We start from the raw sequence: 15,602 nt of genomic DNA on the forward strand, positions 1-15,602 counted from the left end.
AGGATCAGGCAAGGATTGTGCAGGATCGACGTAACACTTTTGCGCAACCCGCCGCTAAGCTGAGCCCATCAAAAAAGCGTGTAGAGGCCCCCTCATGTCGTCGCCTGAACATCAGCCCGTTCCCCTCGATGCCGAGATGGAAAAACAGCGCGCCGAACTGGCCAGCATCGTGCATCGGCACACCTGGGAAGACGGTTCCTACGGTACCGCGATTACCTCGCTGTACCTGAACCGCCACAATACGCCGCGCGATTTCATGCCGGTGCTGGTGGAGCCGGCCCTGTGCATCCTCGCCAGTGGCAGCAAGGAAGTACGCCTGGCCGATGAGATCTTCGCCTACGACCCGCTCAACTACCTGGTGTTCTCGGTCGCCATGCCCGTGGCCGGGCGGATTATCGACGCCACACCTGAAGACCCCAACCTGTCGGTGCGCATCAACATCGACCCCGCGCAACTCACCGCGCTGATCGCCGAGGCCGGGCCGATGGGTGTGCCGTCGCGGCCGACATCCCGTGGCATGTACGTGGATCGCATCGACCACCAACTGCTGGACGCGGTGCTGCGCCTGACGCGCCTGCTGGATACGCCCAAAGACATCGCCATGCTCGCGCCGTTGATCAACCGGGAGATCCTCTATCGGTTGTTGCGTGGGCCGCAGGGTTATCGGCTGTATGAAATTGCCGTGGCCAACAGTCAGAGCCATCGGGTCAGCCAGGCGATCACCTGGTTGAATGGCAACTATGAACAACCGCTGCGCATTGACGACCTGGCCAAGGAAGTGAACCTCAGCGTCTCGACCTTGCACCACCGGTTCAAGGCGATTACGGCGATGAGCCCGCTGCAGTATCAGAAGCAGTTGCGCTTGCAGGAAGCGCGGCGACTGATGATTGCCGAAGGGCTGGAAGCGTCGGCGGCGGGGTATCGGGTGGGGTATGAAAGCCCGTCGCAGTTCAGCCGGGAATACAGCCGGTTGTTTGGTGCGCCGCCCCTCAGGGATTTGGCCAGGTTGCGCCAAAGCATCTGAGCCAAATGCAGATCGAACGGTGGGAACTGGCTTGTGTGGGAGCTGGCTTGCCTGCGATAGCATCACCCTGGTCTGTCTGACACACCGAGGTACCTGCATCGCGGGCAAGCCCGGCTCCCACACAAGCCAGCTCCCACAGTGGTTCGGCGTGTATTCAGTCCAATCCGCGGGGTAGTTGCAAGGTCACACGCAAGCCACCCTCACGCAAATTCTGCAAACTCACTTCCCCCCCATGACTGTGGGCAATATTGCGCGCAATCCCCAACCCCAACCCATACCCCTGCTGCTGCCCGGCCAGGCGGAAGTGCGGTTCGAACACCTGCTCCAAGCGCTGCTCCGGCACGCCCGGGCCTTCGTCATCCACATGCAGGATGAACTGCGCGCCATCGTCCTCGATGTGCAAATGGGCGTTCTGCCCGTACTTCAAGGCGTTGTCGATCAGGTTACCGATGCAGCGCTTGAGCGCCAGCGGCTTGCCCGGATACGTGGTCAGCGCGCGGCCGTGCTGGGTCACGCGGCCATTGCCGTTAGGCGCCAGGTAGGGTTCCACCAGGCAATCGAGGACGTGGTTGAGGTCCACGGGCTCGATGTTTTCGTGGATGTCGGTGTCTTTCACGCATTGCAGCGCGCCTTTGACCAGCAACTCCAATTCATCCAGGTCGCGGCCGAACTTGGCTTGCAGGTTGTCGTCTTCGAGCAATTCCACACGCAGGCGCAGGCGGGTGATCGGGGTACGCAGGTCGTGGGAAATCGCGCTGAACAATTGGCTGCGCTCGGTCAGGTAGCGGCTGATGCGTTCCCGCATGGCGTTGAAGGCGCGCCCCACTTCCTCCACTTCGCTGCCGCCGCCTTCGGCCACCGGCTCGACGTCGGCGCCCAGGGACATGTCCCGTGCGGCCCGCGCCAGGCGCTTGAGCGGGCGGCTTTGCCAGTGCACCAACAAACCGATGAACAGCAGCAGAAAGCCGCTGGTGAGCACGATAAACCACACTTGCTGGGACGGCAGGCCCTGTTCTTCAAGGCTGGTGTACGGCTCGGGCAATAGCGAGGCGATGTACAGCCATTCGCCGGGCGCGAGCTGGATCTGCGTGACCAGCACCGGCGGGTTCACCGGTTCCAGGGTCAGTGCGTAATGCGCCCAGGAGCGTGGCAGCTCATCGAGCTTGAGGCCGGCATTGAAGATGCGCAGGTCTTCGGCGCTGACAAATTCCACCGAGATATGCACGTCGGCGCCGAGGGTCTGGCGCAGCACTTCGTCGACCGCCACCAGCACCGCCTGCTTGCGCGGGGTTTCCGGCAACACTTGCATGTCCAGCGGACGGTCGTTGAGGGTCACCACAAACCGCGTGCCGCCCATGCTGCGCAATTGGTCGAGGACCAACGGGCGATAGGCCACGGGCAACGAGCGGAAATAACTCACGCTGGCAGTCATCGAATGCGCCAGGCTGCGGGCGCTGGTGACCAGGCCTTCGAGCTGGGTGGCGCGCAATTGCGAGACCCAGATCACGCTCGACAGCGCCTGGGCGAACAGCACCACCAGCAAGGTCAGCAGCAACATGCGCCCCAGCAAGGAGCGCGGCACCGGGAGGCGCCGGCGGCGCTCGGTCACAGGTTCAGTGGGCATTGCCGGCAACCACGCTGGCTGCCAGTTGATAACCGCTGCCGCGTACGGTGCGGATCAGCCGTGGCGGTTTTTCGGTATCGCGCAGGCGTTGGCGCAGGCGGCTGACGGCCATGTCGACGATCCGGTCCAGCGGCATCAGGTCACGGCCACGGGTGGCGTTGCCGATGGTGTCGCGGTCGAGGATCTGTTGCGGGTGGTCGAGAAACAACTTGAGCAGGGCAAAGTCGGCGCCGGAGAGGATCACTTCTTCGCCGTCGAGGTGGAACAGACGGTGGCTGATCATATCCAGGCGCCATTCATCGAACACCAGCACGTCGCTGCTGCCCCGTTGCTCCTGGCCGAACTGCGCACGGCGCAACAGCGCCTTGATCCGCGCTTGCAGCTCGCGGGGGCTGAAGGGTTTGCCGATGTAATCGTCGGCGCCCAGTTCCAGGCCGATCACGCGGTCGGTTTCGTCGGAGCTGGCGGTGAGCATGATGATCGGCACCTGCGCCTGGCGCGGGTGCTGGCGGATCCAGCGGCAGAGGCTGAAGCCGTCTTCGTCGGGCAACATCACATCGAGGATGACCAGGTCGCACGGCGCCTCGTTCATCGCCTGGCGGAACCCCGCGCCGTCCGGCACGCCACGCACCTGGAAGCCGGCACGACTGAGGTAGGTTTGCAGCAATTCGCGGATTTCCTGGTCGTCGTCGACGAGGAGAATGGATTTACTGATTACGCTCACGGGGGCCTCCTTGTTGTTATGGGGTGTTCTCTCGGGCCTCATCGCAGGCAAGCCAGCTCCCACATGTTGACCGTGTGAACCCGATCAAGTGTGGGAGCTGGCTTGCCTGCGACAGGGCCATCACTGCCTACGCAAAAGCCTGCTCCAGTGCCACACCCGCCCCAGTCAACCCGGAGTAAGGCGCCGTCACCAACCACACTGGAATACCTTTGAAATAGTCACTCATGCAGCCCTTGTCACAAAAGCTCTTGGCGAAACCACTGTTGATAAAGAAGTCGGCAAACCTCGGTATCACCCCGCCCACGATATACACACCGCCGCGCCCGCCGGTGGTCAGCACGTTGTTGCCGGCCACGCGGCCCAGCCAGATGCTGAACTGGTCCAACACTTCCATCGCCACCGGGTCGCCGGCCAGGCCTGCGGCCGTGATGGCCTCGGGCGTGTCCAGTACCGGCGCATGCCCGTCCACCGCGCAAATCGCCCGGTACAGACGCGGCAAGCCGCCGCCACTCAAGGCGGTTTCGGCGCTGACGTGACCGATTTCCGTGTAGATGTGCTGCCACAGCTGGGTTTCCCGCGGGCTGCTCAGAGGCAAGTCGACATGGCCGCCCTCCCCCGGCAGCGCCGCAAAGCGACCGCCACCCAAGTCCAGCAGGGTGCCGACGCCCAGGCCGGTGCCCGGGCCGATCACCACGGCCGGGCGCAACGGTTCCGGCGTGCCTGCGCAGACCACACGGAATTCGTCGGGCTTGAGACGGGTCATGCCCAGGGCCATGGCCGAGAAGTCATTGACCAGCAGCAGTTCATCCACCTGCAACGTCTTGCAAAACGCGGTCTTGCTCAGGCGCCAGTGATTGTTGGTGAACTTGAATTCATCGCCACTCACCGGCCCCGCCACCGACAGGCACACCGCGCCGATGTCGCCGATGTGCAGGCCTTCTTCCTTGAGGTAAACCTTGATCGCGTCCTCAGGGCTGGCGTGATCCGCCGTGGCGTGCACGCGGATCGAATGCAGTTCCTGGTCCCGCCACAACGCAAACCGCGCGTTGGTTCCACCGATATCACCGACCAGCGCAAGCTTCACTTAAGCGTCTCCAGGGCAGAGGTAAAGGCGCTGGCGCCCTGCTCTGCGGAGCTTGCGGCCAAGCGCATAAATGCAAACAGCTCGCGACCGGCCCCCACGTTATTGCCCAACAGGCCCGTGGCAGGCGCGCGCGCTGCAAATTCTTCGGCGTCCACCTTAAGCTCCAAGGTGCCTTTCACGCCATCGACGCGAATGATATCGCCATCACGCACCCGCGCCAGTGGCCCACCGCTCTGGGCTTCGGGGTTGACGTGGATCGCGGCGGGGATCTTACCCGAGGCGCCGGACATGCGCCCGTCTGTGACCAACGCGACTTTGAAACCACGGTCCTGCAACACACCGAGGAACGGGGTCATCTTGTGCAGCTCGGGCATGCCATTGGAGCGCGGGCCCTGGAAGCGCATCACAGCAACGAAGTCTTTTTCCAGCTGGCCGGCCTTGAAGGCGTCCGCCAAATCCTGCTGATCCTGGAACACCACCGCCGGTGCTTCGACGATTTGATGCTCAAGGGCCACGGCCGAGACCTTCATCACGCCACGCCCGAGGTTGCCTTCCATCACCCGCAGGCCGCCTTCCGGGGAGAACGCACGGGCCACCGGACGCAGGATGGTTTCGTCGAGGCTTTCGATAGGCCCGTCGCGCCAGATCAGCTCGCCGTCCACCAGGAACGGTTCCTGGGTGTAGCGGCTCAGGCCCTTGCCCGCGACGGTGTTGACGTCTTCGTGCAACAGGCCGGCTTCGAGCAGTTCGCGGATCAGGAACGACATGCCGCCCGCCGCCTGGAAGTGGTTGATATCAGCCTTGCCGTTTGGATAGACATGGGACAGGGTCGGCACCACCTCGGAGAGGTCGGCCATGTCATCCCAGGTGAGGATGATGCCCGCCGACATGGCGATGGCCGGCATGTGCAGCGTGTGGTTGGTGGAGCCGCCCGTGGCGTTGAGGGCAATGATGGAGTTGACGATGGATTTCTCGTCGACGATCTCGCCGATCGGCGTGAAGTTGCCGCTGGCCTTGGTCAGGCGCGTGACCTGGTGCGCGGCTTCGCGGGTCAGCGCGTCACGCAGCGGCGTGTACGGGTTGACGAATGACGCGCCGGGCAAGTGCAGGCCCATCACTTCCATCAGCAACTGGTTGGTGTTGGCGGTGCCGTAGAAGGTGCAGGTGCCGGGGCTGTGGTAGGACTTCATCTCCGACTCCAGCAGCTCTTCGCGAGTCGCCTTGCCTTCGGCGTAGCGCTGGCGCACGTCGGCTTTCTGCTTGTTGGAAATGCCGGAAGGCATTGGCCCGCCGGGCACGAAGATCATCGGCAGATGGCCGTAGCGCAGCGCGCCCATCATCAGGCCGGGGACGATCTTGTCGCAGATGCCCAGCATCAGTGCGGCGTCGAACATGTTGTGGGACAGCGCTACCGCCGTGGACATGGCGATCACTTCACGGCTGAGCAGACTCAGCTCCATGCCGGGCTCGCCTTGGGTCACGCCGTCGCACATGGCGGGGGTGCCGCCGGCGAACTGGCCGACCGAGCCGACTTCGCGCAGGGCTTTCTTGATCTGTTCGGGGAAATGTTCGTACGGCTGGTGCGCCGAGAGCATGTCGTTATATGACGAAACAATTGCCACGTTGGCGGCATTCATCATGCGCAGGCTGTTTTTATCTTCAGTACCGCAACCGGCCACGCCGTGGGCGAAGTTGGCGCATTGCAGCTTGCCGCGCATCGGACCGTCGCTGGCTGCGCCGCGAATGAGCGCAAGGTATGCCTCGCGGGTGGCGCGGCTGCGGGCGATAAGCCGTTCGGTGACCTCAAGAACGCGGGGATGCATGTGTAGAACTCCAGGCTAACGGATGTGGCGACCTGAGTGTCTATGCTGATCAAACGCCCGCTACGCATGGGATGGCAGGGTGTCGTTTAAATCATCGGACCAGTTGATTCAGGTCACTCGTTGTAGATTGAACAAAATATTGCCACTAAAAAGGCTTGTTTTCTATTTTTATGCGAATAATCTTGTAATTCTTACAACAAATCGACGACAGGCACTCTCCAATGACTCTTCGTATCGCAATCAATGGTTTTGGCCGTATCGGCCGCAATGTCCTGCGCGCACTGTATACCCAAGGCTACCGCCAGGATTTGCAGATCGTCGCCATCAACGATCTGGGCGACAGTTCGATCAACGCCCACCTGCTCAAATACGACACCGTACATGGCACTTTCGAAGCAGAGGTCGCCCACGATCAGGAAAGCCTGACCGTCAATGGTGACCGGATTGCCGTCAGTGCCATTCGCAACCCGGCCGAGCTGCCGTGGGCTGCCCACAAGATCGACGTGGTGTTCGAATGCACCGGCCTGTTCACTGACCGTGACAAGGCGGCCGCCCATATTACCGCTGGTGCGCGCAAGGTGATCATTTCTGCACCGGCCAAGGGCGCGGACGCCACCGTGGTGTACGGCGTGAACCATGACATTCTGCGCCAATCCCACCAGATCATCTCCAACGCCTCGTGCACCACCAACTGCCTGGCGCCGGTGGCCCAGGTGCTGCACCGCGAACTGGGCATCGAAAGCGGCCTGATGACCACCATCCACGCCTACACCAACGACCAGAACCTCACCGACGTCTACCACACCGACCCGTACCGCGCGCGCTCGGCCACCCAGAACATGATCCCAAGCAAGACCGGCGCCGCCGAAGCAGTCGGCCTGGTGCTGCCGGAACTGGCGGGCAAGCTGACCGGCATGGCCGTGCGCGTGCCGGTGATCAACGTGTCGCTGGTGGACCTCACCGTCCAGTTGAAGAAAGAAGCCAGCGCCGAACAGGTCAACGCGCTGCTGAAGGAAGCCAGCCAGCACTCGAAAATCCTCGGCTACAACACCCTGCCGCTGGTCTCGAGTGACTTCAACCACAACCCGTTGTCGTCGATTTTCGATGCCAATCACACCAAGGTCAGCGGCAAATTGCTGAAGGTGCTCGCCTGGTATGACAACGAATGGGGCTTCTCCAACCGCATGCTGGATAACTGCCTGGCGCTGTGCAACGCCGAATAATCCCCAGTAGGGCCGGGCTTTTTGTGGGAGCGGGCTTGCCCGCGATAGTGGTGGATCAGACAGCACATCTGGCTCTGATAGGCCGCATTCGCGGGCAAGCCCGCTCCCACAGGGTTTTTGTGCAACCTGCTGGCTTTGGTGTCGGCCCACAAAAAGTGCCGCTTGCCATTTGCGCTGATGATAAGCATTATCATTCACTGCAAATCGGTCTGGTATCACTGTGAGCCAATCTCGCTTCAACCACGTCTTTCTCACCCAACGGGTGATTCTGCTGCGCACCTTGCAGCGCATGGTGAATAACCACAGCACCGCAGAGGACCTGTTGCAGGAAACCTACCTGCGCGTCACCCGGGCCCTCAGTGAGCGGCCTATCGATCACCTCGAACCTTTCGTCTACCAAACGGCGCGCAATCTGGCGCTGGACCACCTGCGCTCCCGCAGGATCCAGGCCCGCACGTTGCAGGAAGATGTCCCGCTGGACATCCTGCAAAGCGTCGCCGCCCCCATCAGCACGCCCGAAGATGCCACCCAGGCCGAGCAATTGCTTGAGCACCTGAGCGTCAGCCTGGGCCAGTTTAGCGCCCGCCAGCAGCAGATTTTCATCCTCAGCCGCCTGCACGGTTGCAGCTACCAGGAGATTGCCGATCAGTTGGAAGTGTCTTTGAGCACCGTGCAAAAGGAACTCAAATTGATCATGGCCATCTGCGTAGGTGTGGCCGAAAGGCTGGATCGGCCTTAAGCTGCATCCGATTCAGCGGTAGGAAAGATCAATAAAACGTGGCGAAGACCCGAGGAACACCGTGACGGACCCGAATAAACGACACCCCCATGAGCTGGCTCATGAGGTGTTGCAAGACACGGCTATGGACCAGGCCCTCGATTGGCTGATCGCCTTGCAATGCCCGTTGCCCGGGCAGCAGGCCGAATTCGAAGCCTGGCTGGCCAGCGACCCGGCCCACGTCCAGGCATTCGCCAAGGCCCAGGCGGCCTGGGGTGGCGCGCCGGTGCACAGCGCCGCCGTGGCCCTCGCCGCGCCGCGCAAGCCGAGCGCCTGGCGCCGGATCAAACCGCACTGGAAACCCTTGGCCACCGCCGCCGTGCTGCTGATCGGCCTGTTCAGCTTCAGCAACCTGCCGGTGCGCCTGCAAGCCGACCATCTCACCGTGGTCGGCGAACGCCAGCGCGTGCAATTGGACGACGGCGCCAAGGTGCTGCTGAACACCAACTCGGCGTTCTCCAGCCGCATCAAGGACCAGCAGCGCATCGCCCGCCTGTACCAGGGCGAAGCCTTTTTTGAAGTCGCTCCCAACCACGGCCTGCCCCTGGAGATCGACGCCGGCCCGGTGCGCGCCAGCGTGCGCGATACCGCCTTCGCCGTGCGCTACCTCAATGGCGAGGCGCAGGTGCAGGTGCAACGTGGCGACGTCGACCTGAGCAACACCTTCGACGACGCCCGCGTGCGCTTGAGCGCCGGGCAAAGTATCCGCATCGGCCCCAAGGGCTTCGGCCCGCCCGCCAAGCTGGACGCCAACAAGGACCTGGCCTGGGTCCAGGGCCGGCTGATCTTTGAAAACTGCCCGATGAGCGAAGTGCTCGCCGAGCTGCGCCGCTACTACCCCGGCTGGATCGTCAACAACAACGAGCAACTGGCCAGCGTCGCCGTCACCGGCAACTACCGCCTCGACCAGCCCCTGGACGTGGTGCGCTCACTGGCCCACATCACCTCGGCCAAGCTGTCGGAATACCCGGCGTTGGTGATCTTGAACTAAATGAGAATTATTTTTACTCGATAACCTCTGGCGGTACGTCTCGTCTTAGCCAATGCAACTGATTCCTATTTGTTTCAGTTCGCGACTATAAGATTCGTACCCCGGAGCGCTCTCGATGTCCTCTCGTTTCAACCGCCGGTCTTCCTTGCCCGTGCTGTCCGTGCTGACCGCCGCCATCCTGCTGGCTGGCGCGCCGGCGATGGCCGCCACCGCTGCCGAACCTGCCCCGCGCAGCCACGGCAACTACACCTTCAGCATCGAGCAACAGCCGTTGGTGTCGGCGCTGAACGCCTTCACCAATGTCACTGGCTGGCAAGTCGGCCTGCCGGCAGAGCTGGGCCAGGGTGTGTCGTCCCCTGGCGTACGTGGCCCGCTGTCAGCGGAAAAAGCCCTGGACCAGTTGTTGGTGGGGACCAACCTGAGCTACCGCAAACTGGGCAACAACAACATCGTCCTGGAAAAGCGCGCCGCCGGTGGCACCCTCAACCTGCAACAAGTGACCATCAGCGCCACCCGCCATGAGCAGGACGTGACCAGCGTACCGAGCACCGTCAGCGTGCATGACCGCCAGGAGCTGGACCGCCTCAACGTCGGCAACAGCCGCGACCTGGTGCGCTACGAGCCCGGTGTCTCCGTGGGCGGCGCCGGCACCCGTTCGGGCAATGCCGGTTTCAATATCCGCGGCATCGACGGCGACCGCATCCTCACCCAGGTCGATGGCGTCGAAGTGCCCGATCACTTCTCCAACGGCCCGTACGCGCAGACCCGCCGCAACTATGTCGACCCGGAGATCGTCAAGCGCGTCGAGATCCTGCGCGGTCCGGCCTCGGCCCTGTACGGCAGCAGCGCCATCGGCGGCGCGGTGAGCTACTTCACCCTCGACCCCGACGACATCATCAAGCCCGGCCAGGACGTCGGCGCCCGCCTGAAGACCGGCTACAGCTCCGCCGACGAGAGCTGGCTGACCTCCGGCACCGTCGCCGGCCGCGTGCAGGACTTCGACGGCTTGCTGCACCTGAGCCAGCGCAACGGCCACGAGACCGAATCCTACGACGGCAACAACGTCACCGGCTTGAACCGCACCGCCGCCAACCCGGAAGACGCGCGCACCACCAACGTGCTGGCCAAGCTCGGCTGGAACTACGGCGATGACAACCGCCTGGGCTTCACCTACGAGAAGTACAAGGACGACCGCGACACCAACCAGAAAAGCGCCGTGGGCGGCCCGTACAACACCGGTTTCAACAGCAACCTGTACCGCGCTCGCACCGGCAACGACACCATCAGCCGCGAACGCTTCGGCCTGGAAAACAGCGTTGCCGTCGACACGCTGTTTGCCGACCGCATCAAGACCAGCCTCAACTACCAGATCGCCAAGACCGACCAGACCACGGACGAACACTACGTGTCGGGCGCGCGCAATTTGCTGCGCCAGCGGCAGACGCTCTACGAGGAAAAACAATGGGTGTTTGACGCCCAGCTGGACAAGGCGTTTGCCATTGGCGACACCGACCACGTGGTGACCTACGGCACCACAATCAAGCAGGCGAAAGTCACCGGTTCACGCACCGGCAGCGCCACCTGCCTGACCGTCAGCACCTACTGCGCAACCGTCGGCGGCCCGAGCACCTTCCCGTCGGACAAGGTCGTCCCGGCCAGCGACTTCCCGGACCCGACCATCAACACCTACGCGCTGTTCGCCCAGGACCAGATCACCTGGGACAAATGGACCTTCCTGCCCAGCGTGCGGTATGACTACACCCAGCTCAAGCCCAAGCTGACCGAGGATTTCCTCAACGCCACCGACCCGAATCGCATCTACGCCCACGACGACAGCGACAAGACCTGGCACCGCGTGTCACCGAAATTCGGCCTGACCTACGCCCTGACCGACAACTACACCTGGTTCGGCCAATACGCCGAAGGCTTCCGCACGCCGTCGGCCAAGGCCCTGTACGGCCGTTTCGAAAATATCCAGCAAGGCTACGTGGTCGAACCCAACTCGGACCTCAAGCCAGAAAGCAGCAAGAGCTTTGAAACCGGCCTGCGCGGCAACTTCGAGGAAGGCAACTTCGACGTGGCGGTGTTCTATAACAAGTACCACGACTTCATCAACGAAGACGCGGCACTGCTGTCCCCCACCGGCACTGCGTTCAAGGCCAGCAACATCAAGCGCGCCACCATCAAGGGCGTGGAAGCCAAGGGTCGCCTGAACCTCGACAGCTTCGGCGCACCGCAGGGCCTGTACACCCAGGGCTCGGTGGCCTATGCCTACGGCCGCAACGAAGACACCGGCGAGCCGATCAACAGCGTCAACCCGCTCAAGGGCGTGTTTGGCCTGGGTTACGAGCAGCAAAACTATGGCGCACTGGTCAGCTGGACCCTGGTCAAGAAGCAGGATCGTGTCGACAAGAACACCTTCTTCTCGCCCGACGGCGACACCAGCAAAGCCCCGTTCAAGACCCCAGGCTTTGGCATCGTCGACCTGACCGGCTTCTACAAAGTCACCCACGACGTGACCATCAATGGCGGCCTGTACAACGTGACCGACAAGAAATACTGGAACTGGGACGACGTGCGCAGCTTCGACAGCATTGGCGAAGCCGGTGTGACCGCGCCCGCCAATATCGACCGCCTGACCCAGCCCGGCCGCAACTTTGCGATCAACCTGATCTGGGATATCTGACAGCGCCTGCCTCACCCCGCCGATATTTCCGCGGCGGGGTGAGGTTTTTTTACTGTGCCGCGTCTTCTTGTTCGTCTATTTGATAACGGCTCTCTTTAAGAGCAACAAGGCGCTCCCCCTTCTCAAGGACTTTTTTCATGACCGCTACCTCTACCGCAGAACGCCCAAGCCTGCGCTCCCAGCGCCTGAACCAGATCACCAACGAGCCGCACACCAAGCTCGACGCCCTCGTCAAAGCCCACGCGCCGTTCGAAACCCAAGCCAACTTTGCCCGCTTTGTGGTGGCGCAATACCTGTTCCAGTCGGAACTGGTGGCCCTGTACACCGATGCCGAACTGATCAAGATCGTCCCGGACCTGGCCGCACGCTGCCGCGCCGACGCCGCCAAGCTGGACCTGGCCGACCTCGACACCGACGTGCCGGCGCCCGTTGCCGGTGCGGTGAACAGCCCGAGCAAGGCCGAAGCCCTGGGCTGGCTGTTCGTGTCCGAAGGTTCCAAGCTGGGCGCCGCGTTCCTGATCAAGCGCGCCGTGGGCCTGGGCCTGAGCGAAACCTTCGGTGCCCGTCACCTGGGCGAGCCGGCCGGTGGTCGTGCTGAAGGCTGGAAGAGCTTCACCCGCACCCTCGATGGCCTGGAGTTCAGCGCTGAAGAAGAAGCTGCTGTGGAAAAAGGTGCCGTGGATGCGTTTGTACGCTTCACCGTGCTGCTGGAACAGGCGTACGCTAGCGCCCCTGAACTGGCCTGACCTTTCGATAAAAATGTGGGAGCAGGCTAGTGTGGGAGCTGGCTTGCCTGCGATTGCGGTGTGCCAGTGAATACATTCACCACTGATACACCGCAATCGCGGGCAAGCCCGCTCCCACATTCAGGTCTGATTTCATATTGAATTCCTGTGATACCCCCATGACCGGCAAAACCCAATCCACCTCGAAAATCGCCCGGGTCCTCTTCGGCCTGCTGGCCTACGTCAGCCTGGGCATTGGCTTGGTGGCGATTGTCATACCGGGTTTGCCCACCACCGAATTCATCCTGCTTGCCGCCTGGGCCGCCACCAAAAGCTCACCGCGTCTCAGCGCCTGGCTGGAAAACCACCGTTTGTTCGGGCCGATCCTGTTCAACTGGCGCAACGGCAAGATCATCGCCCGCCGGGCCAAGGTCAGCGCCACCGTAAGCATGCTGCTCTGCGCCGGGCTGATGCTGGTGATGCTCGATCACGGCTGGCCGATCTACCTGGCAATTGCCGGAATGAGCCTGGGCAACCTGTGGATCTGGTCGCGCCCAGAGCGGCTCGCACGGCCCGCATAACGCTGCGTGTAGGACACTTCCTACCACTCATCGCCTCCCTCTCATGAAACGCCCCTCTGCGCCGATGCCCAAGACATAGCGCCGAATGGACTTGGCCGTGCTTCGCATACCAATAAGTCCATTCGCGAGTGAACCTATGTTCGACACCCTCTCCATCCGCCTGAAAATCGTCCTGTTGTCCGGCCTTTGCCTGTTGGGCGTGATTGCCCTGGTCGTCGGCGTCAACCTGTACGAAGCCGATCAGAACAACCATCTGGTCCGCGACTCAAGCTCGCGAATGCTCACCGACAGCGTGCAGGACTTGTTGCAGGCCAAGGCCGCCGAACAAGCGGTGCAACTGCAGAAAACCTTTGGCGAAAACCTGCTGGTGGTGACCGCCCTCGCCGACCAGGTCAAAGACCTGCGCGCCCTCGCCAGCCAACGCTCGCTGGAGCCCGGCGCCCTGCGCGAAGCCCTCAACCAGAGCGTCAAGACCGCCTTTGAGCGCAACCGCAAGGCCCTGGGCATCTGGCTGTCGTTCGAGCCCAACGGACTGGATGGCAAGGACAGCGAGTTCATCGACGACAAGGCCCGCGTCTCCAACGAGAAAGGGCGCTTCTCCACCTACTGGAGCCGCGCCGGCGGCGCAGGCTTGAACACCATCATGGTCGAGGACGACCTGACCAAGACCAGCCTCAACCTCAGCGGTACGCCCTACAACATCTGGTACACCTGCCCACGGGACACCCGCAGTGTTTGCCTGCTGGACCCGTACGCCGATGAAGTGGCGGGCAAGTCGATGCTGATGACCACCATCTCCCTGCCGTTGATCGTCGACGGCAACGTCATCGGCGTGGTCGGTATCGACATCGCCCTCGACACCCTGCAAGCCACCACGGACGTTGCGCAAAAAGAATTGTTCGACGGCGCCGCCCACCTGGAAATCCTTTCCAGCACCGGCCTGATTGCGGCCTACAGTGGCGAGCCGGGCCGGGTCGGCAAAAACCTGGTCGACATCCTCGGCGCCGAAGGCAAGGAGATCGTGCAACTGTTGGCCAACGGCACGCACACGATCCGCGAACAGGACGACACCATCCGAGCCGTGTACCCGGTCAAGCCGATCGCCGACGCCAAATCCTGGGGCGTGCTGATCAAGCTGCCCAAACAGGTGATGCTGGCTGACACGGAAAAATTGCAAAACCTGCTCGACAAAGCCCAGGACGCTGGCACCTTCAAGGCCCTGCTGGTCGGCGCCGCCGCTGGCCTGCTGGGCTTGCTGCTGATCTGGCTGACCGCCACTGGCGTGACGCGCCCGATCAACAACGTGGCCGCCATGCTCAAAGGCATCGCCAGCGGCGACGGCGACCTCACCCAACGCCTGGCCTATAGCAAAAAAGACGAACTGGGCGAATTGGCCAACGGCTTCAACGCCTTCCTCGACAAGCTGCAACCGACCATCGCGCAGATCAAGCAAAGCATCACCGAAGCGCGCGGCACCGCCGACCAGTCCTCGGCCATCGCACGCCAGACCAGCGAAGGCATGCAGGTGCAGTTCCGCGAAATCGACCAGGTGGCCACCGCCTCCAATGAGATGAGCGCCACTGCCCATGACGTCGCCAACAGCGCGTCCAACGCCGCCAGCGCGGCACGGGGTGCCGATCAGTCGGCGCGTGAAGGCCTGTCGATCATCGAGCAAAGCACCCGCGACATCACCACCCTCGCCGAAGAAGTCAGCAAGGCCGTGGGCGAAGTCGAGGCGCTGGCGGTCAACAGCGAGCAGATTGGCTCGGTGCTGGAAGTGATCCGCAGCATTGCCGAGCAGACCAACCTGCTGGCGCTCAATGCCGCCATCGAAGCGGCCCGCGCCGGCGAAAGCGGTCGGGGGTTTGCGGTAGTGGCCGACGAAGTGCGCAACCTGGCCAAGCGCACCCAGGATTCGGTGGAGGAAATCCGCGTGGTGATCGAACGCATCCAGAGCGGCACCCGCGGCGTAGTGGCGACCATGCATTCGAGCCAGAGCCAGGCCCAGAACAATGCCGGGCAGATCCATCAGGCGGTGCAGGCCCTGGGCAAGATCAGCGATGCGGTAACGGTGATCAGCGACATGAACCTGCAAATCGCCAGCGCCGCCGAACAGCAGAGCGCCGTGGCCGAAGAGGTCAACCGCAACGTCTCGGCGATCCGCACCGTGACCGAGACGCTGACCGGCCAGGCCACCGAGTCGGCGGCCATCAGCAGCCAGCTGAATGCATTGGCCAACCAGCAGATGACGTTGATGGATCAGTTCAGGGTGTAAATCCCAATCCCGAGAACAATGGAGCCTCCCCTGTGGGAGCGGGCTTGCCCGCGATAGCGGTACA

Annotated in this window: 12 protein-coding genes and 1 pseudogene; 9 read left to right on the forward strand and 4 right to left on the reverse strand. The window is 62.6% G+C overall.

All coding sequences use genetic code 11. The features are described 5' to 3' along the window. Positions 1-94 precede the first annotated feature (94 nt). Positions 95-1,024 (forward strand): AraC family transcriptional regulator, encoded by a 930-nt coding sequence (locus B348_RS0121310; RefSeq protein WP_017738072.1) that lies wholly within the window; start codon positions 95-97, stop codon positions 1,022-1,024. A 154-nt stretch (positions 1,025-1,178) separates the two neighbouring features. Here the strand turns inward: B348_RS0121310 and B348_RS0121315 are convergent, their stop codons facing one another. The 4 genes from B348_RS0121315 to edd all read right to left on the reverse strand — a co-directional run bounded on the left by B348_RS0121315 (position 1,179) and on the right by edd (position 6,279). Continuing rightward, positions 1,179-2,648 carry an ATP-binding protein gene (locus tag B348_RS0121315; protein ID WP_017738073.1) on the reverse strand — a complete coding sequence of 490 codons (1,470 nt, stop codon included), beginning with the start codon at positions 2,646-2,648 and terminating at the stop codon, positions 1,179-1,181. Beyond that, a complete protein-coding gene (locus B348_RS0121320) occupies positions 2,638-3,372 on the reverse strand; it encodes a response regulator (RefSeq protein ID WP_017738074.1) in 735 nt (244 codons plus the stop codon). The genes B348_RS0121315 and B348_RS0121320 overlap by 11 nt, the downstream gene beginning before the upstream one ends. A 127-nt stretch (positions 3,373-3,499) precedes the next feature. Then, positions 3,500-4,456 (reverse strand): glucokinase, encoded by a 957-nt coding sequence (locus B348_RS0121325; protein ID WP_017738075.1) that lies wholly within the window; start codon positions 4,454-4,456, stop codon positions 3,500-3,502. Further along, the gene (edd, locus tag B348_RS0121330) at positions 4,453-6,279 is read right to left on the reverse strand and encodes a phosphogluconate dehydratase (RefSeq protein WP_017738076.1); all 1,827 of its coding nucleotides are present in this window, start codon (positions 6,277-6,279) and stop codon (positions 4,453-4,455) included. Before edd ends, B348_RS0121325 begins: the two co-directional genes overlap by 4 nt. Before the next feature lie 221 nt (positions 6,280-6,500). Between edd and gap the strand changes: the two genes are divergently transcribed. The 8 genes and pseudogenes from gap to B348_RS1000000132265 all read left to right on the forward strand — a co-directional run bounded on the left by gap (position 6,501) and on the right by B348_RS1000000132265 (position 15,538). Next, complete coding sequence (gap, locus tag B348_RS0121335) at positions 6,501-7,502, forward strand: type I glyceraldehyde-3-phosphate dehydrogenase (protein WP_017738077.1); 1,002 nt, start codon at positions 6,501-6,503, stop codon at positions 7,500-7,502. A gap of 220 nt (positions 7,503-7,722) precedes the next feature. Then, the gene (locus B348_RS0121340) at positions 7,723-8,241 is read left to right on the forward strand and encodes an RNA polymerase sigma factor (RefSeq protein WP_017738078.1); all 519 of its coding nucleotides are present in this window, start codon (positions 7,723-7,725) and stop codon (positions 8,239-8,241) included. A 61-nt stretch (positions 8,242-8,302) separates the two neighbouring features. Continuing rightward, on the forward strand, positions 8,303-9,271 hold the full coding sequence (locus B348_RS0121345; protein ID WP_026136963.1) for a FecR domain-containing protein: 969 nt from the start codon (positions 8,303-8,305) through the stop codon (positions 9,269-9,271). A 115-nt stretch (positions 9,272-9,386) separates the two neighbouring features. Beyond that, entirely contained in the window at positions 9,387-11,957 is a 2,571-nt protein-coding gene (locus B348_RS0121350) for a TonB-dependent receptor (RefSeq protein ID WP_017738080.1), read from the forward strand. Positions 11,958-12,094: 137 nt separating this feature from the next. Then, positions 12,095-12,703, forward strand: a complete 609-nt coding sequence (locus B348_RS0121360; RefSeq protein ID WP_017738082.1) for a biliverdin-producing heme oxygenase — start codon at positions 12,095-12,097, stop codon at positions 12,701-12,703. Positions 12,704-12,861: 158 nt separating this feature from the next. Then, positions 12,862-13,263 carry a YbaN family protein gene (locus B348_RS0121365; protein WP_017738083.1) on the forward strand — a complete coding sequence of 134 codons (402 nt, stop codon included), beginning with the start codon at positions 12,862-12,864 and terminating at the stop codon, positions 13,261-13,263. A gap of 277 nt (positions 13,264-13,540) precedes the next feature. Further along, positions 13,541-14,680 (forward strand): annotated as a pseudogene (locus B348_RS1000000132260) (HAMP domain-containing protein); the annotation flags it as partial. A gap of 102 nt (positions 14,681-14,782) precedes the next feature. Next, positions 14,783-15,538 (forward strand): methyl-accepting chemotaxis protein, encoded by a 756-nt coding sequence (locus tag B348_RS1000000132265; protein ID WP_371105908.1) that lies wholly within the window; start codon positions 14,783-14,785, stop codon positions 15,536-15,538. Positions 15,539-15,602: the final 64 nt, after the last annotated feature.

Source organism: Pseudomonas sp. CBZ-4 (genome assembly GCF_000346755.1).
Taxonomy (GTDB): domain Bacteria; phylum Pseudomonadota; class Gammaproteobacteria; order Pseudomonadales; family Pseudomonadaceae; genus Aquipseudomonas.